24 protein-coding genes are annotated in these 22,812 nt (G+C 40.4%); 22 read left to right on the top strand and 2 right to left on the bottom strand.

What is annotated here, in order from left to right; all coding sequences use genetic code 11:
• Position 1 precedes the first annotated feature (1 nt).
• Both B5X60_RS10900 and metK read right to left on the bottom strand, forming a co-directional pair.
• Complete coding sequence (locus B5X60_RS10900) at positions 2 to 553, bottom strand: NUDIX domain-containing protein (RefSeq protein WP_079702720.1); 552 nt, start codon at positions 551 to 553, stop codon at positions 2 to 4.
• A gap of 67 nt (positions 554 to 620) precedes the next feature.
• Positions 621 to 1,877 carry a methionine adenosyltransferase gene (metK, locus tag B5X60_RS10895; protein ID WP_079702719.1) on the bottom strand — a complete coding sequence of 419 codons (1,257 nt, stop codon included), beginning with the start codon at positions 1,875 to 1,877 and terminating at the stop codon, positions 621 to 623.
• A gap of 209 nt (positions 1,878 to 2,086) precedes the next feature.
• On the opposite strand from metK, the gene B5X60_RS10890 reads away from it, so the two are divergent.
• The 22 genes from B5X60_RS10890 (at position 2,087) to B5X60_RS10780 (ending at position 22,790) form a co-directional block, all read left to right on the top strand.
• Entirely contained in the window at positions 2,087 to 2,959 is an 873-nt protein-coding gene (locus B5X60_RS10890) for a diacylglycerol/lipid kinase family protein (RefSeq protein ID WP_079702718.1), read from the top strand.
• A gap of 4 nt (positions 2,960 to 2,963) precedes the next feature.
• On the top strand, positions 2,964 to 3,308 hold the full coding sequence (locus tag B5X60_RS10885) for a translation initiation factor (RefSeq protein WP_079702717.1): 345 nt from the start codon (positions 2,964 to 2,966) through the stop codon (positions 3,306 to 3,308).
• 480 nt (positions 3,309 to 3,788) lie between these two features.
• Positions 3,789 to 4,616 (top strand): MotA/TolQ/ExbB proton channel family protein, encoded by an 828-nt coding sequence (locus tag B5X60_RS10880; protein ID WP_079702716.1) that lies wholly within the window; start codon positions 3,789 to 3,791, stop codon positions 4,614 to 4,616.
• A 93-nt stretch (positions 4,617 to 4,709) separates the two neighbouring features.
• The gene (locus B5X60_RS10875) at positions 4,710 to 5,333 is read left to right on the top strand and encodes an ExbD/TolR family protein (protein ID WP_079702715.1); all 624 of its coding nucleotides are present in this window, start codon (positions 4,710 to 4,712) and stop codon (positions 5,331 to 5,333) included.
• A gap of 30 nt (positions 5,334 to 5,363) precedes the next feature.
• Entirely contained in the window at positions 5,364 to 5,915 is a 552-nt protein-coding gene (locus B5X60_RS10870; protein WP_079702714.1) for an ExbD/TolR family protein, read from the top strand.
• A 35-nt stretch (positions 5,916 to 5,950) separates the two neighbouring features.
• Positions 5,951 to 6,775: an energy transducer TonB gene (locus tag B5X60_RS10865; protein WP_079702713.1), complete on the top strand. Its 825-nt coding sequence runs from the start codon at positions 5,951 to 5,953 to the stop codon at positions 6,773 to 6,775.
• Positions 6,776 to 6,995: 220 nt separating this feature from the next.
• On the top strand, positions 6,996 to 7,904 hold the full coding sequence (locus tag B5X60_RS10855; protein ID WP_079702711.1) for a PstS family phosphate ABC transporter substrate-binding protein: 909 nt from the start codon (positions 6,996 to 6,998) through the stop codon (positions 7,902 to 7,904).
• Between the two features lie 22 nt (positions 7,905 to 7,926).
• The gene (locus B5X60_RS10850; protein ID WP_079702710.1) at positions 7,927 to 9,615 is read left to right on the top strand and encodes a tetratricopeptide repeat protein; all 1,689 of its coding nucleotides are present in this window, start codon (positions 7,927 to 7,929) and stop codon (positions 9,613 to 9,615) included.
• Between the two features lie 86 nt (positions 9,616 to 9,701).
• The gene (locus B5X60_RS10845; protein ID WP_079702709.1) at positions 9,702 to 10,073 is read left to right on the top strand and encodes an NADH-quinone oxidoreductase subunit A; all 372 of its coding nucleotides are present in this window, start codon (positions 9,702 to 9,704) and stop codon (positions 10,071 to 10,073) included.
• Positions 10,074 to 10,179: 106 nt separating this feature from the next.
• The gene (locus tag B5X60_RS10840; RefSeq protein ID WP_079702708.1) at positions 10,180 to 10,722 is read left to right on the top strand and encodes an NADH-quinone oxidoreductase subunit B; all 543 of its coding nucleotides are present in this window, start codon (positions 10,180 to 10,182) and stop codon (positions 10,720 to 10,722) included.
• On the top strand, positions 10,722 to 11,225 hold the full coding sequence (locus B5X60_RS10835; protein ID WP_079702707.1) for an NADH-quinone oxidoreductase subunit C: 504 nt from the start codon (positions 10,722 to 10,724) through the stop codon (positions 11,223 to 11,225). The genes B5X60_RS10840 and B5X60_RS10835 overlap by 1 nt, the downstream gene beginning before the upstream one ends.
• Positions 11,222 to 12,433: an NADH-quinone oxidoreductase subunit D gene (locus B5X60_RS10830; RefSeq protein WP_079702706.1), complete on the top strand. Its 1,212-nt coding sequence runs from the start codon at positions 11,222 to 11,224 to the stop codon at positions 12,431 to 12,433. The genes B5X60_RS10835 and B5X60_RS10830 overlap by 4 nt, the downstream gene beginning before the upstream one ends.
• Complete coding sequence (locus B5X60_RS10825; protein WP_079702705.1) at positions 12,426 to 12,941, top strand: NADH-quinone oxidoreductase subunit NuoE family protein; 516 nt, start codon at positions 12,426 to 12,428, stop codon at positions 12,939 to 12,941. The genes B5X60_RS10830 and B5X60_RS10825 overlap by 8 nt, the downstream gene beginning before the upstream one ends.
• A gap of 90 nt (positions 12,942 to 13,031) precedes the next feature.
• Positions 13,032 to 14,396 (top strand): NADH-quinone oxidoreductase subunit NuoF, encoded by a 1,365-nt coding sequence (nuoF, locus tag B5X60_RS10820; protein WP_079702704.1) that lies wholly within the window; start codon positions 13,032 to 13,034, stop codon positions 14,394 to 14,396.
• The gene (locus tag B5X60_RS10815; RefSeq protein ID WP_079702703.1) at positions 14,393 to 15,394 is read left to right on the top strand and encodes a 2Fe-2S iron-sulfur cluster-binding protein; all 1,002 of its coding nucleotides are present in this window, start codon (positions 14,393 to 14,395) and stop codon (positions 15,392 to 15,394) included. Before nuoF ends, B5X60_RS10815 begins: the two co-directional genes overlap by 4 nt.
• Positions 15,394 to 16,431 carry an NADH-quinone oxidoreductase subunit NuoH gene (gene nuoH / locus B5X60_RS10810; protein ID WP_079702702.1) on the top strand — a complete coding sequence of 346 codons (1,038 nt, stop codon included), beginning with the start codon at positions 15,394 to 15,396 and terminating at the stop codon, positions 16,429 to 16,431. The genes B5X60_RS10815 and nuoH overlap by 1 nt, the downstream gene beginning before the upstream one ends.
• Before the next feature lie 62 nt (positions 16,432 to 16,493).
• Entirely contained in the window at positions 16,494 to 16,994 is a 501-nt protein-coding gene (locus B5X60_RS10805) for a NuoI/complex I 23 kDa subunit family protein (RefSeq protein ID WP_079702701.1), read from the top strand.
• 120 nt (positions 16,995 to 17,114) lie between these two features.
• Positions 17,115 to 17,618 (top strand): NADH-quinone oxidoreductase subunit J family protein, encoded by a 504-nt coding sequence (locus tag B5X60_RS10800; protein ID WP_079702700.1) that lies wholly within the window; start codon positions 17,115 to 17,117, stop codon positions 17,616 to 17,618.
• Entirely contained in the window at positions 17,618 to 17,947 is a 330-nt protein-coding gene (gene nuoK, locus B5X60_RS10795; RefSeq protein WP_079702699.1) for an NADH-quinone oxidoreductase subunit NuoK, read from the top strand. The genes B5X60_RS10800 and nuoK overlap by 1 nt, the downstream gene beginning before the upstream one ends.
• A gap of 72 nt (positions 17,948 to 18,019) precedes the next feature.
• A complete protein-coding gene (nuoL, locus tag B5X60_RS10790; protein ID WP_079702698.1) occupies positions 18,020 to 19,927 on the top strand; it encodes an NADH-quinone oxidoreductase subunit L in 1,908 nt (635 codons plus the stop codon).
• A gap of 20 nt (positions 19,928 to 19,947) precedes the next feature.
• A complete protein-coding gene (locus tag B5X60_RS10785) occupies positions 19,948 to 21,408 on the top strand; it encodes a complex I subunit 4 family protein (RefSeq protein WP_079702697.1) in 1,461 nt (486 codons plus the stop codon).
• A gap of 2 nt (positions 21,409 to 21,410) precedes the next feature.
• Entirely contained in the window at positions 21,411 to 22,790 is a 1,380-nt protein-coding gene (locus B5X60_RS10780; RefSeq protein ID WP_079702696.1) for an NADH-quinone oxidoreductase subunit N, read from the top strand.
• Positions 22,791 to 22,812 lie beyond the last annotated feature (22 nt).

Raw genomic sequence — 22,812 nt, 5'->3', positions numbered from 1 at the left:
TTTATGGAACAATATTTAATACCTTCACCTTGAGAAATGCGGCAACACTCAAAGAATCAGTTATTTCGCCATTGATGACCAGGTTAAAGGCTTCCGTAAATGGCAGCTTTCGTAATGTTAATTGCTCGGATTCTTCAGGGTTGGCCTCACCGAAACTGAGATCTCTTGCCAGATAGATAATTGCCAATTCATCACTTACTGAATTAGACAGATGCATACGTTGAATTTCAGTCCAATTTGCAGCAGTAATGCCGGTCTCCTCCAGTAATTCCCGTTTAGCTGAAATTAGTGGATCTACATGAAGGGATCCCCCGCCTTCTGGTATTTCCCACGTAAAATGATCGGGCGCATATCGATACTGGCCCACGAGCCATGTATTATTCTGTTCATCCAAAACTATTATTCCAATAGCGAGATTCTTAAAATGGACCTTTCCATAAATGCCCTTACCACCCCCAGGATTTATTACCTGATATTCTGTAAGACTGATCCATGGATTGTCGTAGATGCTTTTCTCGGAAAGGGTTTTCCAGGGATTAATCATTTCGTTCATCGCACAATATTAAATAAAAAAGCCCTCCTTCGATTTTGAAAGAGGGCTTCCTTGCTTTTTGTATTACTTAGCTGATTTTGAAAGCTTCTTTTACTTTATCTACAAAATCCAGCTTTTCCCAGGTAAATAGTTCTACCTCAACAGTTTTTTTCTCGCCGTTTGATCCGGTAAAGCTTTTTGATACTGTTTCATTTTTACGACCCATGTGGCCATAAGCAGCTGTTTCAGAATATATCGGGTTTCTTAATTTTAAACGGGTTTCAATTCCATATGGAGTCATGTCGAATATGGCAGAAATCTTTTGCGCAATCTCCCCATCGTTAAAATCTACTTTAGCTGTGCCGTAAGTATCTACGAAAATGCCCATTGGGTCTTTAACCCCGATAGCATAAGAAACTTGTACAAGTATTTCGTCACAAACGCCTGCTGCAACAAGGTTTTTAGCAATATGGCGCGTTGCATATGCAGCTGAACGATCCACTTTCGAAGGATCTTTTCCAGAAAATGCACCACCTCCATGAGCTCCTTTGCCACCATAGGTATCTACAATGATCTTGCGACCAGTTAATCCGGTATCACCGTGGGGTCCACCAATTACAAACTTACCGGTTGGGTTTATATGATATTTGATGGCATCAGTAAATAGTGATTGAAGTTCTGGCTTTAATTGTGCTTTAACACGCGGAATTAATATTGCAATAATATCATCCTGGATTTTCTTCTGCATTGCAGATTCTGAATCGAAATCATCGTGTTGGGTCGAAACAACTATTGCATCGATACGGATTGGTCTGTGATCGTCGCTGTACTCGATAGTAACCTGTGATTTCGCGTCAGGGCGAAGATATTTTATAGAACTATTTTCACGACGAAGCGCAGCAAGTTCCGTTAAGATCTTGTGAGCTAAGTCAAGAGCAAGAGGCATATAATTCTCTGTTTCGCTTGTTGCGTAACCGAACATCATTCCTTGGTCTCCAGCACCCTGGTCTTGTTTTTTTACTCTGTCAACTCCCTGGTTGATATCAGCAGATTGCTCATGTATCGCAGAAATAACCCCACAAGAGTCAGCTTCGAACATATACTCTGATTTTGTATATCCGATTTTGCGAACTACTTCCCGCGCAATTTTTTGTACATCCAGATAGGTTTGTGATTTTACCTCACCGGCCAGAACGACAAGACCTGTCGTAACAAGGGTCTCACAAGCTACCTTTGAATCTGGATCCCAAGCGAGAAAGTTATCAATTAAAGCATCAGATATCTGGTCTGCAACCTTGTCCGGATGTCCTTCTGAAACAGATTCTGAGGTGAATAAATAAGGCATAAAATTTTTTGTTAAAATTCGTTAATATTTGATCCCGAAGAAAGACGAATTGATCGCAGAGAAGGTAAAAATCAGAGTATGTTTTAGCACTTTTTTTTACGTGGTTGCAATCAACGCAAATCGATCCACTTTTTTGCACTGCAAAAGTAGGATAAATTTTAAGTTCTAAAAAAATTAAAAGGTATTTTTGGCTTTTATTGAGACTTTCATTGAAAAAGAATATAACATTTCTTATTAACCCAATTTCAGGTGGTAAAACCAAATTAAATTTTCCGGATTTGGCTGCTAAATTTTTGAATTCTAACATTTTCAGCCCAACTTTTGTATTTACAGACGGACCGGGGCATGCAAATGAAATGGCTCGTGGAATGGTGAATGACCTCACAGATGTTGTGGTAGCTGTGGGTGGCGATGGAACAATCAATGAAGTCGCGTCTGGACTTCAGGATTCTGAAAAAATCATGGGGATTATACCCTGCGGATCGGGCAACGGATTAGCTCGCTCCCTGGGAATTCCTTTAAATGAGAGGAATGCCATTTTAAGGCTCAATAAATTGAATTGTAATAATATTGATTCGGCAGTATTCAATGAGAGAAGTTTTTTCAATATGGCGGGTATCGGGTTTGACGCTCATATCAGTGCTATTTTTGCCAAAAATGTCACCCGTGGATTTAAAGGATATGTGAAAACAGCCGTTAATGAGGTTTCAAACTATAAATGTCAGCATTATATAATTGAGATCGACGGGAAGCGGATTACCAGGGACGCCTTTATGATTAGTATTGCTAATTCTTCTCAGTTTGGAAATAATGCCCACATATCACCATTTGCATCACTGAAAGACGGGTTACTTGACGTTGTTATCACAAAGCCTTTTCCATTATATCAGTTTCCTGTATTAGGCTACCGGATGTTCAGCCGTAGTGCACACCGGTCTAAATACATTGAGATCATAAGAGGGAAAGAAATTAACATTATCAGAGATGGCGGTGGGGCTGTTCATCTCGACGGTGAGCCCTGTGATATGCCCGCTGAACTAAAAATTAACATAAAACCCCTATCATTAACAGTATTAGTTTAGATACATGTCAAAGAAAAACAAAGGATTATCCGGGGTGGTCTATTCCACAGATCCCGATTTTGAATATCAGGAAGAGTTTGCAGAGCTGCAGAACACTCCCACTCCGCGAGAGCAGGATCTTCGTATTCAGCTTGACAGGAAACAAAGAGGAGGGAAAGCCGTCACTCTCATTACTGGATTTAGGGGCACAGCGGATGACCTTGCCTCTCTCGGTAAGAAACTCAAGCAAAAGTGTGGTGTAGGGGGTTCAGCAAAAGATGGCGAAATAATAATCCAGGGCGATTTTAGAGACAAAGTTTTGCTACTGCTACAATCAGAGGGTTATAAAGTAAAAAAGGCCGGAGGCTAGTATTGATTCAAAATATTATTTGTTTTATGCTCAATACGTGATATGATCCATTAAAAACGCTTTAAAACGAATGTTTTGAATGTATCAAATTTTAAACATTACAAGAAAATATCTAAAAATCAACTACTTAAATATGAAGATGACAACTCAATCTTTGTATATTCGCTAAAATCAAAAGGTAAATTTGCATTTACAATAAAAAATAGTTTTCATTGTAAAACGATAGGCCTTAAGGCCTATCTTCTTTTAGAACAGCATATTCTTGCTTAATTCTAGGGATGGATTTAACAGGAACGAATTAATAGGATTAATAAATTCACAAATAATTTTTTATTAAGTCGAAAATTATATTTTTGTTATCCGTTATATCGGCGAACATAATATTGATATTTTATTTCAAAGCATTTAAAACTAATACCCAACACAAAATCAATTAACTCATACATTTAATCAACAACTAAAATCTAAAATTCTAAAAAAATGGCGAACGCACCAAAACCAACAACAGCGAAGAAAGAGAGCTCTGGTTCAAGCATTTTTGCAAGTCTATCTATTGTACTTTGTATTCTTGTAGGAATACTTTTATGGAAATTTGTAATGGGCGATGCGGCTAACTTTGAAGGCGGCGACCCAGAAAATGGCCACCCACTACCAGGTAATTATTTCGGAATGGTGTACAAAGGAGGATATATCGTACCAGTACTGATCGGCTTATTATTAATGGTAGTCGTATTTTCTATCGAGCGTTTCATCGTAATTAATAAAGCAACCGGGAAAGGTAATATAGACGCTTTTGTTAAAAAAATCCAGGGATTCATTGGTGCAGGAAATATCGATTCAGCTATCGCTGAGTGCGATAAACAAGAAGGATCTGTAGCTAACGTGATCAAATCCGGCTTGAAAAAGTACAAAGAAATGGAAACTGAAACTAAAATGGATACTGAGCAAAAATGTCTTGCCATCCAAAAAGATATTGAAGAAGCAACAGCTTTAGAGATGCCAATGCTGGAGCAAAATCTAACAGTTATCGCAACTTTAGTTTCTATCGGTACCTTGATGGGTCTATTAGGAACAGTAACTGGTATGATCAAGGCCTTCGCTGCATTATCAAGTGCAGGTTCTCCAGATCAGGCAGCTCTTGCGAATGGTATTTCTGAAGCTCTTATCAATACAGCAACAGGTATCGCTACATCAGCGTTAGCTATCGTTATGTACAACTTGTTTACATCAAAGATCGATAAGTTAACTTACGCAATCGATGAAGCAGGTTTCTCAATCGTTCAAACGTACGCCAGTACTCATAAATAATATATTTGAAAAAAAAGATTCCGGGTTTTATGGAAAACCCGGAATCTTTTCATCTATATACTAACAGGATCTTTTACAATTATAATATAAACTATGCCTAGAGCTAAAGTTGCCAGAAAAAGTACTGCTATCGATATGACAGCGATGTGCGATGTGGCGTTTTTGTTGCTTACGTTCTTTATCCTTACAGCAACTGCTCGTCAGCCAGAACCACTTCCTGTAGATACCCCGGCTTCAACGGTTAAGTTCAAATTGCCGGATGTCGATATTGCTACGTTAACAGTAGGTCAGAAAAAAGTATTCTTTGGAATTCCGGGTCAACCAATAAGGATACGTACTCTGGAAAAAATGGGAGAAAAGTATAACATGACTTTCACTGAAGATGAGAAATTAAGATTTTCACTTATTGAGAGTTTTGGGGTTCCAATTGGAAATCTTAAGCAAATTATTGCTTTAAAAGGTGATGAGAGAAATAAGGAAGGGTTGCAACCAGGAATTCCAACTGATTCTGTAGGGCAGAATCCCTCAGAACTCCACAACTGGATCCTTTCTGCTCGTTACGCAACCAAGGAACTTCACAATGTTGATATGCGTGTCAGTATTAAGGGCGATTCAAGAGAAGAATATCCTGCGATAAACAAAGTAACAAGTATCCTTCAGGATCAAAATATTAATAAGTTCAGTTTGATTACCTCACTGAGGGCAACTGAGAAATAGTATTCGTACAATTAATTTAATTAAAACGCGATGGCAGAATTAGATACCTCCGGCGGGGGTAAGAATAAAGGCGGGAAGGTTAGAAGTAAAAAGCAGTCCACACGTGTGGATCTAACAGCAATGGTGGATCTTGCTTTCCTTCTGATTACGTTCTTTATGCTTACCACTACATTGGCGAAACCACAAGCGATGGATGTCGCCAAGCCGGATAAGGATAAAACAGAAGAGCAACAATTAACTGTTGCTGACAACAGAACAATGACTATTCTTTTAGGCGCGAATAATCGCCTGGAGTGGTACATGGGATTGGTAGATAATCCACTTACTCCACCTCAGGTTGATAATTATGGCCGAAATGGAATCCGTAAAGCTTTAATCGAGAACTCAAAAAAGGTTATTGCTGCAACTGGAGATCCAAAAAAAGGATTAATCGTTCTTATTAAACCAAGTGATCAATCAAACTACCGTAATTTCGTTGATATTCTCGATGAAATGAAGGTGTCAAATATTACTCAGTACGCAATCGTTGATATTTCCGATCCAGATATCGGTTTGTTAAAGCGTGACGGTCTTTACAAATAATAACACAAATTAATAACCCTCTAAAGAATTAAATTATGTTAGGGTCAAAAATAGATTTATTCAACACGCAATGGCTTGATGTGGTATTCGCAGGTAGGAATAAATCCTATGGTGCGTATGAGTTGAGGAGAGATAACTCCAAGACAACAAGCCGTGCAGTGATTATAGGTTCGATAATATTTATCATATTAGTTTCGATGCCTTTGATCATTCGCTACATTTCCGGAATACTTCCGGAAGAAGAGAAAGAGAAAATTACTGAAGTGGTATTGCAGCCACCTCCTCCAATCAATAAAGAGGAGTTGCCACCTCCTCCTCCGGAACCACCTAAGCCAAAAATTGACCAGATCAAATTTCCACCGCCGGTAGTTGTTCCAGCTGAGGAAGTTAGGGATGAGGAGCCGCCTACAGTTGAAGAACTGAAAGAAGCTGATCCGGGTCAGAAGACTATCGAAGGTAATCCTGATGCAGAGATTGTAATTGACGAACCAGTTGGTGAGGCTCCAAAACAGGCAGAGGTAGTTGAGGATAATAGTATCAAGGATTTCGCAAGCGTTGAGGTTCTTCCTGAATTTGCCGGTGGTATGGCTGGTTGGGGTAAGTATCTTCAGAAGAATCTGAAATATCCACCGATGGCGCGTGAAAACAACATCACAGGTCGTGTAATCATGAGCTTTGTAGTTGAAAAAAACGGTAATCTTACAGATATTAAGGTTTTAAGAGGTATTGGTGGCGGTTGTGATGAAGAAGCAATTCGCGTACTGAAAGCTGCACCAGCATGGAAGCCAGGTATACAAAACGGTCGTCCGGTAAGGGTGGCTTACACGATGCCAATATTCTTCCAGTTATCGGGTCAATAATGGCTTTGGATAAAGAACAGGAAAAAGTACAGAAATCGCCCGCAAAGCGATTTCTGTTTATTTTAGGCCTGGGGATGTTCACCCTCTACTTCGTTTTGGGGGTTATAATTATGTTTTGGAAGGATTTTCCCATCGATATGTCACAAAACTATAGAATTGCTTTTGGCATACTGTTAATTGGATATTCGTTTTTAAGATTTGTGCGTTTGCTTCGCTCTCAATGATAAAGTTTATTAAATCAGGTTCTTTATTTCTTGCCGTTCTTTTTCTTTTGCTGGCTTCCTGCTCGCAGAACAAAACGGAAGTTCAGACTTACACAAGCGGTAATGAAAAGATCCTGGTAGACGAGTCCCTGGCTCCAATTATTGAAGATCAGACTTACGTCTTCGAAAGCTCTTATCCAGATGCCAAGCTTGAGTTAATCAGAAAATCAGAGAATGAATTAATTAATTCATTCCTGGATGATAGCTCACAGATTGCGATCTTGTCGCGTGATTTGACTGCTGCCGAGAGAAAGCATTTTGAAAGTAGAAATATAAAAATCAGAGTTAACCGCTTTGCTATCGATGGCATTGCGCTAATTGCTCATAATTCGGTTAATGATTCTACTGTAACAGTTGAGGATATAATTAAGGTACTTAGGGGTGAAAAGTCTTCCTTAGGTAATTTAATTTTTGATAATGCAAATTCGAGTACAGTAAGATACTTTAAGGAACTTGCATCCGTTAAAGTACTTCCAGCGCAGGGCGTTTATGCTCTTAAGACGAACGCAGAGGTTATTAAATACGTTTTTGATAATCCCGGAACAATAGGAGTGGTTGGAGTTAACTGGATAGTTCAACCACCAGAAGATTTGGAAGAAGAAGTTAGTTCATTGAAAATATTGGGTGTTAAGAACGTAGCAGGTAAGCCTGGTTCTGACGCCTTTTACAAGCCTTTTCAGAACGATATTGCTCTTGAGCAATATCCACTGTTAAGATCATTGTATATAATAAATTGTGAAGGCGGCCCGGGTTTGGGCACAGGTTTTGCATCATTTATAGCAGGAGAACGTGGGCAAAGGATTGTACTAAAATCGGGACTTTTACCTGACAGCATTCCGTCCCGGGAAATAAATATTATTAAGTAAGTAAATTAAATTAAAATCAAACATGATGAACAAGGCAGTTAAGATAACCCTGGGGTTGATGTTAGTAGGTTCAGCAGTTTTTGCACAGAGTTTAGCTGATGCGCGTAAAGCGATTGACGCTGAACAATACCAAAAAGGTAAAGCAATTTTAAAGTCGTTAACGACCTCTCAACCCACAAATGCAGAGAATTTTTTCGTGTTAGGTAACCTTTATCTAACCACTAGTCCGATAAATCAGAGACCTGATTATATTGATTCAGCGAAAGCTGCATTCGATAAAGGTGCTGCAGCAAATGCAGAATATCCCTTAAACTTTGTTGGTCTTGGAGCTGTAGATCTGGCAAAAAAAGGAAACCCTAAAGCAAACTTTGATAAAGCTATTGCTTTGACTAAAAAGAAAGATCATACTACTGATCTTTATATTGGTAAGGCATACACATATGCTCCAGTTCCAAAAATTCCTGAAGCATTAACACACCTTGAGAAAGCTAAAGCTTTGAACGAGAAGGATGCTCAGGTGTACCTGGCTTTAGGTGATGCTTATCGCTCTCAAATGAAGAACAGTGAAGCTTTCAGCGCATACAGAACAGCTTATGACCTTGATAAAACGATGTTAAGATCCAAAGTTGAACTTGGCAAAATCAATAAGCTATCGAAGGCATATCCTGAGGCTATTGAAGAATATAATAAGGTTATAGCATTGGATGCGAATTATGGACCGGCTTATCGCGAATTAGCTGAAGCATATCTGCCATGGGCATTGACCTCTCAGAAAGAATATGATGGCCGCCTAAAACAGGGTTTGACTTTCTATGAGAAATATATGGATCTTACAGATAGGTCTTTGGACTCACGTCTTCGCCATGCGGACTTTTTAATGTGGGCGAAAGATTACAAGGCCCTGGAAGTTGAAGCAAATGAGATGGCAAAATTAGATAAAGTTAACCCAAGGGTACTTCGTTATCTCGCTTACTCTGCTTTTGAGAACGGAAATTATGCTGCAAGTTCACAGGCGTTGAAAGATTTCATGGCAAAAGTTGAGCCTACCCGTATTATTTCACAGGATTACCTTTACCTGGGTAGAGCCCAAATGAAGGATACTACCCAGTTTGCTGAGGGAATGAAGAATATCACGAAAGCAGTGTCAATGGATTCGACAAACGCTGGAGTGATGGCCGAGATTGGGTCAGCATTATTCAAAGCCAAGAAATATGACGAAGCGGCTAAAGCTTACGAGATCGCGGTTAAAAATCCTGAACGCGAGTTGCTTGACTACTTCTATCTGGGATCATCATATTACTTTGATTACGCTGGTAAGAAAAATGCTAATCTGAATCCCCCTAATGATTTGTTAGTAAAAGCTGATAGTGCATTTAGTTATCTGGTTCAGCGCGCTCCAACAACCTTCCAGGGTTGGCAGTATAGGGCTCGTATCAACAGATTGCTTGATGGGGCGGAGGATGCGAAAGGACTAGCAGTTCCATATTTTGAGAAATACGTTAATATTTTAACTGTCGAAAAACCGGAAGAAGCTGCGAAACCAGCTGGGGTAAGAGGTTTGGTTGAGGCATATACTTATCTTGGATCAGTTGCCGCAAGACGTGATGGGGATAATGTGAAGGCAAAGACATACTTCGATAAAGTATTGGCACTAGACCCGAATAATACTACCGCACAGCAGGCCAAGAAGGCAATCGATGGCAGTAAGTAAAAATTTAAATAGATAAATATTGAGGAGCCTCTGAACATTGTTTAGAGGCTCTTTTTTTTTATCTTTGCCCCCACAATTACAGGAATATGGAAGCTCAAAGCACCGCAGTAAACTACCTCCCGATTATTTTTCAAATGTTGGTAGCACTTGGGTTTGTGGTACTGACTATGACGATAACTCATTTGGTTGGACCAAAACGCAAGACTTCAGACAAATTAGTTGCGTTTGAATCAGGTATTAAATCTGTTGGAAATGCAAGACAACCATTTTCAATTAAATATTTTCTGGTTGCAATTTTGTTTGTGTTGTTCGACATCGAAGTAATATTCATGTATCCATGGGCTGTTAACTTTCGAGATTTTGGTGTTAATGGACTAATTGAGATGTTCATTTTTATGGGAACTCTATTGCTGGGATTCATATATATTATTAAGAAAAAGGCTCTCGATTGGGAATAAGCATAGACTGTTTCTAAATAAGGACCCAGGAAATAATAGGCGCTAAAATTCTTAAATTTGCGGCTCAACTCCGAACCTGTCTGAATTAATTTTTGTAGTAGAGATTATGAGTGAAGTAAAAATAGTCGAAGCGCCGCCGGGTATTGAAGGATCTGGATTCTTCGCGACGTCTATGGATAAAGTCGTAGGTCTGGCACGTTCCCATTCTTTGTGGCCATTGCCATTCGCGACGTCTTGTTGCGGTATCGAGTTTATGGCCACGATGGGCTCACACTATGACTTCGCAAGGTTTGGATCTGAGCGACCTAGTTTCTCACCCCGCCAGGCAGATTTGTTAATGGTAATGGGTACGATCGCAAAAAAAATGGGGCCAGTTTTGAAACAGGTTTATCTGCAGATGGCCGAGCCTCGCTGGGTGATTGCAGTTGGAGCTTGTGCTAGCAGTGGCGGAATTTTTGATACCTATTCAGTTATGCAGGGCATCGACGAGATAATACCAGTAGACGTGTATGTCCCAGGATGTCCACCCCGGCCCGAAGCAATTATTGATGGTTTTAATAAGATACAGGAGCTGGTCAAAAATGAATCTCTCCGACGTAGAGAATCTCCAGAATACAAAGAATTATTAAGTAGATACGGAATCCAGTAATGGGTAAAATAAACAACCAGCAGGTAATACAAAGTTTAACCTCCAAATTTGGGGATAGGATAACTGTACCAACTGAACCTTTTGGATTATTGACCTTCGGAACGTCGGCTGATAATATATTGGATGTACTTCGGTTTCTAAAAGAGGACGGAGAGCTTAAATTCAACTATCTTACAGATATCACTGCAATTCATTTCCCTGAACTCGAACTTTCCATCGGAGTAATTTACCACATCCATAGCTTGACTAATAATATTCGGGTTAGAGTTAAGGTTTTTATAGATGGGAATGACCCAAGAATACCAACTGCTACCTCCTTATGGGAGGGTGCAAATTGGATGGAACGCGAAACATATGATTTCTTTGGAGTCAATTTCGAGGGCCATCCCAATCTCGTAAGAATTTTGAATGTTGATGAAATGACGGTTTTCCCAATGAGACGAGAATATCCTCTCGAAGATCCAAACCGTGTTGATAAAAAGGATTATTTCTTCGGAAGATGATAAACCACCCAGTACTCTCAGATAACGATCCTCAAAAGGAGACAATTACCTTAAATCTGGGTCCTACCCACCCGGCAACCCACGGCGTTTTTCAGAATATCCTGGAAATGGATGGTGAGCGCATTGTAAGTGGTGTTTCCACAATAGGTTATATCCACCGGGCATTTGAAAAAATTGCAGAACACCGGCCATTCTATCAGATTACTCCTTTAACCGATCGTATGAATTATTGTTCATCCCCGATAAACAATATGGGATGGCACATGACGGTTGAAAAACTTTTGAATATCAAGACGCCAAAACGTGTCGATTATCTTCGGGTAATCGTTATGGAACTGGCAAGAATCTCTGATCATCTTATTTGTAATGGGATTCTTGGTGTAGATACTGGCGCTTTCTCAGGATTTTTATACCTGATGGAAGAAAGAGAGCATATTTATGAAATTTACGAAGAAATCTGCGGTGCGCGTTTAACAACAAATATTGGGAGAATAGGCGGCTTCGAACGCGATTTCAACGATATCGCATTTGCCAAGATCAAAAAATTCCTTGTAAAATTCCCACCTATATTGAAGGAATTTGAAACGCTTTTTAACCGAAACAGAATTTTCATCGAACGCACTTCAGGTGTTGCAGCGGTAGATCCAGAAGTTGCATTGAATTATAGCTGGAGCGGACCAATTCTGCGTGCTACGGGAGTAGATTATGACGTAAGAGTAAATGAACCGTATTCCTCTTATGAGGATTTCGATTTTGATATCCCGGTAGGAACAACAGGCGATGTTTACGACAGGTATATCGTCCGTAACGAGGAAATGTGGCAGAGTTTGAGAATTATCCAGCAAGCTCTCGACAAAATTGAAAAAGAGCCTAAGGGTGTTTTTCATGCCGACGTACCTGAATTTTATTTGCCTCCAAAGGAGGAAGTATACAATAATATGGAGGCACTGATCTACCATTTTAAAATCGTGATGGGTGAAATAGATACTCCTAAAACTGAAGTTTATCACGCTGTAGAAGGTGGTAATGGCGAATTGGGATTCTATCTGGTAAATGATGGCGGGAGATCACCATATCGTCTTCATTTCCGTCGCCCGAGCTTCATCAATTATCAGATGTATGCGCCTATGAGTGCCGGCATGTTATTGTCAGATGCCATTATTAATATGAGTAGCTTGAACGTAATCGCAGGAGAATTAGATGCTTAGCGTAACTGAACATAAAGACATTAACTTTTCATCAGATCTGGTAAAACAGTTTGATGATATCGTAACCCGTTATCCTGAAGGAAAACAGAAGGCGGGACTTCTTCCCATTCTTCACCTCGTACAGGCTGAATATGGTTGGGTTAGTCCGGAAGCAATGGATAAAGTAGCAGCGTATTTAAACATACAGCCAATAGAGGTGTATGAAGTCGCTACTTTTTACACGATGTTCTTCCTGCGCCCCCAGGGAAAATTTGTACTGGAGGTATGTCGCACCGGACCTTGCTGCCTGGTGGGTGCAGAAAAGATTATGACTCATATCGAGAAGTCGTTAGGAGTTAAGGAGGGTGAAGTGACTTCAGATGGTAAGTTTAGCTGGAGGGGTGTTGAGTGTCTTGCAGCTTGCGGAATGGCTCCGGTATTGCAGATCGGCCCTGAATATACATTTTATGAAAAGCTGACTGAGCAAAGTGTTGATCAGCTAATAGAAGATTTAAAGAATAAGATATGAGAACTGAGACCTGAGATCTGAGCCTGAATTTTTCTCATATCTGCCTGCCGGCAGGCAGGTCTCAAATCTCGCATCTCAAATCAAATTAAAATGGCGCGTAAATTATTATTAGAGCATATTAATGTCCCTGGTATTAACACATTTGATGTTTATCGTCAGAATGGTGGGTACCGGTCTGTGGAGAAAGCTTTAAAAACGATGTCGCCAGATGCGATCGTCGAAGAGGTTAAAACTTCAGGCTTACGCGGAAGAGGTGGTGCTGGTTTTCCTACGGGTATGAAATGGAGTTTCCTTGCTAAACCGGAAGGAAAGGAGCGATATCTTGTTTGTAATGCCGATGAATCTGAGCCTGGAACATTCAAAGACCGTTATTTAATGACTTACATTCCTCATCTGCTAATTGAGGGAATGATTGTTTCAAGTTTCGCACTTGGCGCTAAAACGTCATATATATATGTACGTGGCGAAATGATGCCACAGATCAGAATTTTGGAACGCGCGATCGCGGAAGCTAAAAATGCAGGCTTTCTCGGAAAAAATATTTTAGGATCAGGATATGACCTTGAGTTATATGTTCAGCCGGGAGGTGGTGCTTATATTTGTGGAGAGGAAACAGCATTAATCGAATCACTTGAAGGTAAACGGGGAAATCCAAGGATCAAACCGCCATTTCCTGCCATTTCAGGAGTTTGGGCATGTCCTACAGTGGTCAATAATGTGGAGACGATTGCTGCAGTAGTTCCCATTATCAACGATGGCGGCGAAGAATATGCTAAAATTGGCATAGGAAGAAGTACCGGCACGAAGCTAATTTCTGCCTCAGGAAACCTGAATAAGCCGGGAGTATATGAAATAGACCTGGGAGTACCTGTTGAGGAATTTTTGTATTCCGACGAGTATTGCGGAGGTATTGCCAATGGCAAGCGATTAAAAGCGGTAGTTGCCGGAGGATCATCAGTTCCAATTCTGCCAGCTAATTTGATTCTTAAGACAGTAAATAACGAAGCTCGTTTGATGAGTTATGAATCTCTTTCGGATGGAGGCTTCCAGTCAGGCTCGATGCTTGGTTCTGGAGGTTTGATTGCTTTTGATGAGGATCAATGTATAGTTCGAAATACCTGGAACTTTGCCCGTTTTTATCACCATGAAAGTTGCGGACAATGTTCACCATGTCGCGAGGGTACCGGCTGGATGGAGAAAGTTCTGCACAGATTGGAATACGGTCATGGAAAAATGAGTGATATCGATCTTTTGGTTGATGTGGCTAAAAAAATTGAGGGCAATACCATTTGTCCATTGGGTGATGCTGCTGCCTGGCCAGTTGCCAGTGCAATCAGGCACTTCAGGGATGAATTTGAATGGCATGTAACAAATCCTAAGGAAGCAATGGAGCGGAATTATGGTTTAGCAAAATACGCTGATCCACTGCCTAAGTTAGAGGAGGTAAGTCAATGAGCGAAAAAGTTAAAGTAACAATAGACGGAATAACAGTTGATGTAGAACCAGGTACTAGCATTCTGAATGCTGCGCGCCAGATTGGTGGCGACATTGTTCCACCCGCTATGTGTTACTATTCAAAACTAGAAGGAAGTGGTGGAAAGTGTCGTACCTGCCTTGTTAAGGTAAGCAAAGGTTCTGAAAAAGATCCTCGTCCTATGCCGAAGCTGGTAGCTTCCTGCCGCACAGGCGTTATGGATGGTATGGAGGTTCAGAACATAACTTCTCCAGAAGTAATTGAGGCCCGGAAGGGTGTCGTCGAAATACTTTTAATAAATCACCCCTTAGACTGCCCGGTTTGCGATCAGGCTGGTGAGTGTCATTTGCAGGATCTTTCGTACGAGCACGGCGTTGCCAATACCCGGTACGAATTTGAACGGCGCACTTTTGACAGAATAGATATTGGCGATAAGATCCAGCTTCATATGACCCGCTGTATTTTATGTTACAGATGTGTTTACGTCGCTGATCAACTTACAGACAGCCGCCAACATGGAATTTTGGGTCGCGGAGATGCGTCTGAGATCTCAACATACATAGAAAAGGCGATCGACAATGATTTCTCTGGAAATGTTATCGACGTGTGCCCGGTTGGTGCATTAACCGATCGTACCTTCCGTTTTAAGAATCGTGTTTGGTTTTCTAAACCTGTAGACGCTCATCGTCACTGTCCTACATGTAAGGGAAAAGTAACCCTGTGGTATAAGGGAGAAGAGGTGTTGCGCGTTACTGGTCGTAAAGATGAGTTCGGTGAAGTTGAAGATTTTATCTGTAACACGTGCAGATTTGAAACAAAGAACACCAAAGATTGGGTGATTGAAGGCCCACGTCAGATCTCACATAAATCTGTGATCTCTTCGAATCATTATGAAATGGTACCATTGCCGGTTATTAAGCAGAATCCAGCTTTGATGGAAGCAAATAAAATAGAATTTGACAGAGCAAGCAAGATCTGATGGAATTAGCATTTATAATAGAGAAGTTTATTTTAATCACTGTAATTTTCTCAGTCAGTTTGGGAGTAGCCGCGTATTCAACATTAGCCGAGCGCAAAATTGCCGGTTATCTTCAGGATCGTGTAGGCCCTAGCCGTGCCGGATGGGGAGGAATGTTCCAGCCGCTAGCCGACGGATTGAAAATGTTCTTTAAAGAAGAAATCATTCCGGCGGAGTCTTCTAAAGCGCTTTTTATATTAGGTCCCTCACTGGCTTTACTAACGGCGTGTATAGGAAGTGCTGTTATTCCATGGGGACAGGATGTTCTTATCGCCGATCGGCTGGTGAGTCTTCAAGTAACAGACATAAATGTGGGGATACTTTATATTTTCGGTGTAGTTTCCTTAGGAGTTTACGGAATTATGATTGGCGGCTGGGCATCGAATAACAAGTTCTCATTAATGGGAGCGGTTCGTGCAGCATCTCAAAGCATAAGCTATGAGATCCCAATGGGATTATCAATCATAGCTTTGCTGCTTGCTACCAATACGCTCAGTATGAAAGAGATTGCTGAACAACAGCATGGAGCGAACTGGAATATACTTTATCAGCCTTTAGGCTTTCTTATCTTTTTGGTGTGTTCATTTGCCGAAACCAATCGTACTCCATTCGATCTTCCGGAATGTGAGACGGAGCTTGTGGGAGGATATCATACAGAATATTCAGGATTTAAAATGGGTGCTTTCATGTTCGCTGAATATTTAAACATGTTCCTCGCGTCGGCAGTTATGTCAACCTTATATTTTGGAGGTTATAACTATCCTGGAATGGATTGGGTCAATGAAATGACTGGGCCTACCATTGGACCTTTAATTGGCATGGGAGTTCTCTTTCTAAAAATATTCGTATTCATCTTCTTTTTTATGTGGGTGAGGTGGACAGTTCCTCGTTTCCGTTATGATCAATTGATGAATTTGGGATGGAAGATATTGATCCCGTTAGCGATAGCTAACATCGTAATTACCGGAGTGGTGATCACGTTTGTTGACAAACTATAATTGCCAGCAGCCTGCTGAGGGTGATAAATTAATTTAACTCTGTTTGATAGGATTTAGGGTTTATGGAACCATTAAGTAACAGAAAGAAAGTACTAGAGCAGAAGCCGATGAATTTCTGGGAGAGATTATACCTTCCGGCAATTTTTCAGGGCATGGGCATTACATTCATGCACATGTTTAAAAAGAAGGAGACTATTTTTTATCCTGAAGTTGAGCGTGAGTTTTCCGAAAACTGGCGGGGTTTGCATTCTTTGAAGCGTGATGAGAATGGTGCTGAACGCTGTACAGCCTGCGGACTTTGCGCCCTTTCCTGCCCTGCTGAAGCAATCACAATGATTGCTGGCGAAAGACAAAAAGGGGAAGAACATTTATATCGTGAAGAGAAGTACGCTGCTGTGTACGAAATCAATATGCTTCGCTGTATTTTTTGCGGTTTGTGTGAAGAAGCTTGTCCGAAAGAAGCGATTTATCTTGATGGTCCGATCGTTCCTGCTGACTACTTAAGAAAAGATTTTATTTACGGAAAAGACAAATTGGTTGAAGAGCCAATCGGTTCATTATAAAAATAGCAAAGAGGTTTTTAAGGAACCCGGGATGCTGAAATATTACTAGTTAAACTGCCGTATTTCGGTAGAAATTATACCTTTGCCCCAAAATAGAGCGAAGTTTTAAAGATATTTTTGATGAGTATATCTCTTTTTTATTTTGTTGCCTTTCTGTCGATCTTTTTCGCCTTGCTGGTGATCTTCGCAAAGAATCCAGTGCATAGCGTTCTGTATCTGATCGTAACATTTTTCACCTTTACCATCCATTATATTTTATTGAATGCGCAGTTCCTCGCAATTGTAAATTTCATTGTTTATATGGGTGCTATCATGGTATTATTCCTTTTTGTACTGATGCTCCTTAACTTAAATGAAAGTCAAGGAACTTCAAAATCAGCAATTGTTAAAATGATTGGTGTAATTGCCGGAATGTGCTTGGTTATTACATTAGTTGGATCATTAAAAGCACTTCATGTATCCGATCCATTGGTTTTACAAACACAGGATCTTGGGCTGGTGAAAAATTTAGGTAAAGTTCTCTTTAGTAAATTCCTTTTACCATTTGAGGTTTCGTCCCTTTTACTTTTATCGGCAATGGTCGGGGCAGTTTTATTGGCAAAAAAAGATATTAAACAGGCGTAATGGAAAATGTAACACAAGCACTTCAGGGCGTACCATTAAATCATTATATCCTGCTTAGTGCGATCATATTTGCAATTGGTGTAATAGGTGTGCTCATCCGCAGAAATGCGATCGTCATTTTCATGTCGATAGAGTTAATGCTGAACGCCGTAAACCTATTGCTTACTGCCTTCTCAGTTCATCATAATGACGCTTCCGGACAGATTTTCGTCTTTTTTATTATGGCCCTTGCAGCTGCAGAGGTAGCAGTAGGATTGGCAATAATTGTAATGATCTTCCGGAATACCAACTCGACGGATGTTAATATCTTGAATAAATTAAAGTGGTAAAAAGGAAGACTTACGAAGTCTACAACAAAGCAGAAGTAAACTTCGTAAGTCTGTTCAATATATAAAACAAGAATGATAAATTTAGTTTGGTTAGTTCCATTATTTCCTCTGATAGGTTTTCTTATCAATGGATTAGGCCGTAATACACTCTCAAAAAGCGTTATTGGATTAACAGGTTGTTTAGCTGTTCTTGCATCGTTTATAGTCAGCCTGGGGATATTTATTGAGCTTAACGCCTCAAACACCAAATCGTTTATTGTACCGCTTTTTGACTGGATTAGTGCCGGAACTGTTAAGATACCCTTTTCATTCATGGTAGATCCGCTGAGCGCTTTGATGCTCCTCATCGTAACAGGGATAGGATTTCTTATCCACCTTTATTCCACAGGGTATATGTCGCATGACGCTGGTTTTGGAAAGTTCTTTTCTTACCTGAATCTCTTTATATTTTTCATGCTTCTCTTAGTCCTCGGATCCAATTATGTGATCATGTTTATTGGCTGGGAAGGAGTGGGTTTATGTTCGTATTTGCTGATCGGATTCTGGTACACGAACTCATCGTATGCAAGTGCAGCAAAAAAGGCATTTATAATGAACCGTATTGGCGATCTGGGTTTCCTTATCGCTGTGTTCCTGATCTTCACAACGTTCAATAGTGTTGAGTTCGCCGTAATTTTTCCTCAGGCAGCAAGTATGCTGGCTGGCGACCGTGCATTAATTATAATTACATCTCTACTATTTGTCGGGGCAATTGGTAAATCAGCACAATTACCGCTTTTTACATGGTTGCCTGATGCAATGGCGGGTCCAACTCCGGTTTCGGCTCTGATTCATGCCGCAACCATGGTCACTGCTGGTATTTACATGATCGCCAGATCCAATATCTTATTTACGCTTGCTCCGCAGACTTTGCACGTGATCGCTATAGTTGGGTTAGCAACACTATTACTCGCTGCGACAATTGCCGTAACACAGAACGATATCAAAAAGGTACTCGCTTATTCAACCGTTTCACAGCTCGGCTACATGTTTTTAGGTTTAGGGGTCGGTGCTTACACTGGTGCTTTTTTCCATGTGATTACTCATGCATTCTTCAAAGCTTTATTATTCCTGGGAGCGGGTTCTGTTATTCATGCTATGAGCAATGAACAGGATATGCGAAACATGGGTGGGCTGAAGAAGAAATTACCGGTAACCTTTCTTACGATGATGATTGGAACGATTGCCATTGCTGGATTACCACCTTTTTCCGGATTTTTCTCTAAAGATGAGATACTTGCTCATGTGTATGAACACAACCAGCTGTTTTGGGTACTAGGAGTGATCGGTGCGGTATTCACTTCATTTTATATGTTCAGGATGATGTTTTTAACATTTAACGGATCTTTCCGCGGGACCACTGCACAGGAACACCATTTACATGAATCTCCTTCGTCGATGACCATCCCATTGATCGTGTTGGCAGTATTATCGGTAATTGGTGGATTTATCGGCATACCGGAAATATTTGGTGGTGGTCACTGGCTTCAAAACTTTTTGTCACCTGTTTTTGCCGTGTCAGCAGGCAAAATGCCTCATTTGACTCTTGATCATTCTACAGAATTTATTTTAATGGCGGTTTCGGTTGCTGGGGCATTAGGTGCTATGCTATTTGCCTACCAGAAATATGTAAAGAAAGGTGAAGTTCCCGCTGAGGATAGGATCGAAAGAGGCACACTTGCACGGCTTTCTTATAATAAATATTACATCGATGAAATTTATGCATCCCTCATAACCAGGCCTCTTGATTCCCTCTCAGGCTTCTTTCATAAAGTGGTTGACAAAAAAGGGATTGATGGTCTAGTGAATGGATTTGGAAAAGGTGCTATTGAGGCAAGCAAGAGTTTTAGATTGCTTCAGTCAGGGATGGTAGGCTTCTATATTTTTATGATGGTGTTTGGCATTGTCGCGCTATTGGTTTATAGTATGTACAAAATTTAACAGAGAGTAGAACTAGATAAATGGAAATTTTACTGTTGCAAATTTTTATTCCGCTTATTGCTGCTGCTGTAATGCTTATTGCTGGTAAATCAGCCAGGTCATTAGCAGGTGTGCTGTCATTGTTACCATTGGCCGTTACCGCATACATGTATGTGAATTTCGTACCGGATGCATCAATTCAATATCTTGTTAATTTACCCTGGGTTCCCCAGTTCGGTATAAATTTTAAAGCTGGAGTTGATGGGATAAGCATGATTTTACTTATTCTGACGAATCTCCTGATCCCTATTATTATTCTGTCTAGCTTCAAGCACGAAATAAAGAACCAAAGCGCTTTTTACGCTCTGATCTTTTTCATGCAAAGCGGCTTACTTCTGGTGTTCACTGCGCTGGATGGATTCCTGTTTTATGTGGGATGGGAAATTGCTTTAATTCCGATTTACTTTATTTGTGCGCTTTGGGGTGGACAGAACAGAATTCAAGTCAATTTAAAATTCTTTATCTATACAATAGCGGGCAGCTTGATCATGCTTTTAGCTATAATCTATTTGCATCTTCAAACACCAAATAACAGTTATGATATCGCAGAATTTTATAAACTCAATTTAGATTCATCAACTCAGGGATGGATATTCTGGGCATTCTTCCTGGCATTCGCGATCAAGATGCCAGTATTTCCCTTCCATACCTGGCAGCCTGATACGTATACAGAAGCCCCAACCGCTGGAACAATGTTACTTTCAGGAATCATGTTGAAAATGGGAATATATGGTGTGATTCGCTGGCTTATACCAGTAGCGCCGCTTGGTTTTCACGATTGGGGATTAACTGCACTCGTCCTCTCAATAATCGGTGTCGTATATGCATCAATAATTGCCTTTACTCAGAATGATATAAAAAGGCTGATCGCTTATTCTTCCATTGCTCACGTAGGCTTAATATCAGCAGGAATTTTTGCCTGGAATATGCAGGGTTTGCAGGGTGCGATGATCCAAATGCTGAACCATGGTATTAATGTCGTTGGAATGTTCTTCGTCGCAGATATCATTATTAGGAGGATGGGCACACGTGAACTTGACCAACTTGGTGGAATTGCAAAACCTGCGCCGAAACTTGCTATAGCTTTTTTAATAATCGTATTAGGTACTGTTGCCTTGCCTTTAACCAATGGGTTCATCGGAGAATTTCTTTTGTTAATGGGTGTTTACAACTATAATATTTATTTCGCGGCCTTAGCAGGACTCACCATCATATTAGGGGCGGTTTATATGCTCAGAATGTACCAAAAGGTCATGTTGGGTGTAACAAACGAAAGGACCACAATATTCAGCGATATTGACACCACCGAAAAATCAGTGCTTCTTATTGTTTCAGTACTGATTATAGTAATTGGGATTTATCCACAACCAATACTTCATATATCTGAAGCTGCAATTTCTAATTTGCTCGAACAGGTAAACCAAAAGATTTTAGTACAGTAAGCATGAGCTCATTAATAACCCTATCTATTTTAGCCATTCTGGTTCTCTACCTGGGCCTGTACAAAGCAAAAAATGCTTTGCTGCCAGCTACTCTGCTGGGACTTGCTGGTGCTTTGGTATTAGCGGTTTTGGAATGGAATGGCGGAGCACAGCCGATTTACAGCGGAATGATGCTATTTGACAATTTCGCAATTGCATTCACTACAATATGTATCTTTTCTACTATGTTGATACTATTGATCTCAAAGGATTATTTTGAAAGTATCAGTGAGCATGTTGCTGAATACTATACCCTCATCCTATTTTCCCTTGCGGGGATACTGGTAATGGTTTCGTACCACAATCTTACCATGCTGTTTATCGGCGTGGAAATCATGTCAGTAAGCTTGTATATTCTCGCCGGCATTCGGAAAGATGATTTCAAGTCGAACGAAGCTGCGTTAAAATATTTTTTAATGGGCGCATTTTCAACTGGCTTTTTGCTATTTGGAATCACGCTGCTTTACGGAGCAACAGGCACGTTCGACCTTACCCAAATACGTGATTATGTTATAGCGAACCCAACAGGAATCTCACCATTATTTTATACTGGCATAACTTTACTGATAATTGGATTGTGTTTCAAGGTCGGAGCTGCGCCCTTCCACTTCTGGACACCTGATGTTTATGAGGGCTCGCCAACTTTGATAACCGCATTCATGAGTACAGTTGTTAAGACAGCAGGCTTTGCAGCTTTCCTACGATTGTTCCTAATGTGTTTTGCACCGTTGCATGACTTCTGGATGCCTGCCCTGCTTGTAATCTCTCTCCTGACACTTTTTGTTGGAAACGTTACTGCTTTATATCAACATAGCTTTAAAAGAATGCTTGCATTTTCAAGTATTTCTCACGTGGGTTATATGTTGTTTGCTATCGTTGCATTGGGAGTGAACTCAAGTAATTCAGTTTTTATTTATGCAACTGCTTACTCCATAGCTTCGATTGTCGCATTTGCTGTGCTTATTCTGGTCAAGCGTCAAACTGGTGCAGATAATTTTGACAGTTTTAACGGGCTTGCCAAAAAGAATCCTTTTATAGCCTTTACACTTACAGTGGCAATGTTATCGCTTGCCGGAATACCGCTGACAGCTGGTTTTATTGGAAAGTTCATGATGTTTTCGACTGCCCTTGCAGAATACCATATCTGGCTGGTAATATTAGCTGTGCTGAATGCCGTGATTGGTATTTTCTACTATTTAAGGGTTATTGTTGCCATGTACTTCAAAGGTGCGGAACGGAATGAAATTCAATCGTCCTCATATTTTAATTTTGTTTTGGGCTTCTCCGCATTAATTACCGTTGTGATTGGTGTATATCCAGGCTTCATATCAAGCCTTTTCTAAGCCAAACTATTACATAAATATT

Source organism: Daejeonella lutea, from assembly GCF_900168015.1.
GTDB lineage: Bacteria > Bacteroidota > Bacteroidia > Sphingobacteriales > Sphingobacteriaceae > Daejeonella > Daejeonella lutea.
This window is presented reverse-complemented; position numbering and strand designations above follow the sequence as displayed.

Bases quoted from the DNA above. Each gene is read 5' to 3' on its own strand.
- B5X60_RS10900 (WP_079702720.1), bottom strand. From the start codon at position 553: ATGAACGAAATGATTAATCCCTGGAAAACCCTTTCCGAGAAAAGCATC.
- metK (WP_079702719.1), bottom strand. From the start codon at position 1,877: ATGCCTTATTTATTCACCTCAGAATCTGTTTCAGAAGGACATCCGGAC.
- B5X60_RS10885 (WP_079702717.1), top strand. From the start codon at position 2,964: ATGTCAAAGAAAAACAAAGGATTATCCGGGGTGGTCTATTCCACAGAT.
- B5X60_RS10880 (WP_079702716.1), top strand. From the start codon at position 3,789: ATGGCGAACGCACCAAAACCAACAACAGCGAAGAAAGAGAGCTCTGGT.
- B5X60_RS10875 (WP_079702715.1), top strand. From the start codon at position 4,710: ATGCCTAGAGCTAAAGTTGCCAGAAAAAGTACTGCTATCGATATGACA.
- B5X60_RS10870 (WP_079702714.1), top strand. From the start codon at position 5,364: ATGGCAGAATTAGATACCTCCGGCGGGGGTAAGAATAAAGGCGGGAAG.
- B5X60_RS10865 (WP_079702713.1), top strand. From the start codon at position 5,951: ATGTTAGGGTCAAAAATAGATTTATTCAACACGCAATGGCTTGATGTG.
- B5X60_RS10855 (WP_079702711.1), top strand. From the start codon at position 6,996: ATGATAAAGTTTATTAAATCAGGTTCTTTATTTCTTGCCGTTCTTTTT.
- B5X60_RS10850 (WP_079702710.1), top strand. From the start codon at position 7,927: ATGATGAACAAGGCAGTTAAGATAACCCTGGGGTTGATGTTAGTAGGT.
- B5X60_RS10845 (WP_079702709.1), top strand. From the start codon at position 9,702: ATGGAAGCTCAAAGCACCGCAGTAAACTACCTCCCGATTATTTTTCAA.
- B5X60_RS10840 (WP_079702708.1), top strand. From the start codon at position 10,180: ATGAGTGAAGTAAAAATAGTCGAAGCGCCGCCGGGTATTGAAGGATCT.
- B5X60_RS10835 (WP_079702707.1), top strand. From the start codon at position 10,722: ATGGGTAAAATAAACAACCAGCAGGTAATACAAAGTTTAACCTCCAAA.
- B5X60_RS10830 (WP_079702706.1), top strand. From the start codon at position 11,222: ATGATAAACCACCCAGTACTCTCAGATAACGATCCTCAAAAGGAGACA.
- B5X60_RS10825 (WP_079702705.1), top strand. From the start codon at position 12,426: ATGCTTAGCGTAACTGAACATAAAGACATTAACTTTTCATCAGATCTG.
- nuoF (WP_079702704.1), top strand. From the start codon at position 13,032: ATGGCGCGTAAATTATTATTAGAGCATATTAATGTCCCTGGTATTAAC.
- B5X60_RS10815 (WP_079702703.1), top strand. From the start codon at position 14,393: ATGAGCGAAAAAGTTAAAGTAACAATAGACGGAATAACAGTTGATGTA.
- nuoH (WP_079702702.1), top strand. From the start codon at position 15,394: ATGGAATTAGCATTTATAATAGAGAAGTTTATTTTAATCACTGTAATT.
- B5X60_RS10805 (WP_079702701.1), top strand. From the start codon at position 16,494: ATGGAACCATTAAGTAACAGAAAGAAAGTACTAGAGCAGAAGCCGATG.
- B5X60_RS10800 (WP_079702700.1), top strand. From the start codon at position 17,115: ATGAGTATATCTCTTTTTTATTTTGTTGCCTTTCTGTCGATCTTTTTC.
- nuoK (WP_079702699.1), top strand. From the start codon at position 17,618: ATGGAAAATGTAACACAAGCACTTCAGGGCGTACCATTAAATCATTAT.
- nuoL (WP_079702698.1), top strand. From the start codon at position 18,020: ATGATAAATTTAGTTTGGTTAGTTCCATTATTTCCTCTGATAGGTTTT.
- B5X60_RS10785 (WP_079702697.1), top strand. From the start codon at position 19,948: ATGGAAATTTTACTGTTGCAAATTTTTATTCCGCTTATTGCTGCTGCT.
- B5X60_RS10780 (WP_079702696.1), top strand. From the start codon at position 21,411: ATGAGCTCATTAATAACCCTATCTATTTTAGCCATTCTGGTTCTCTAC.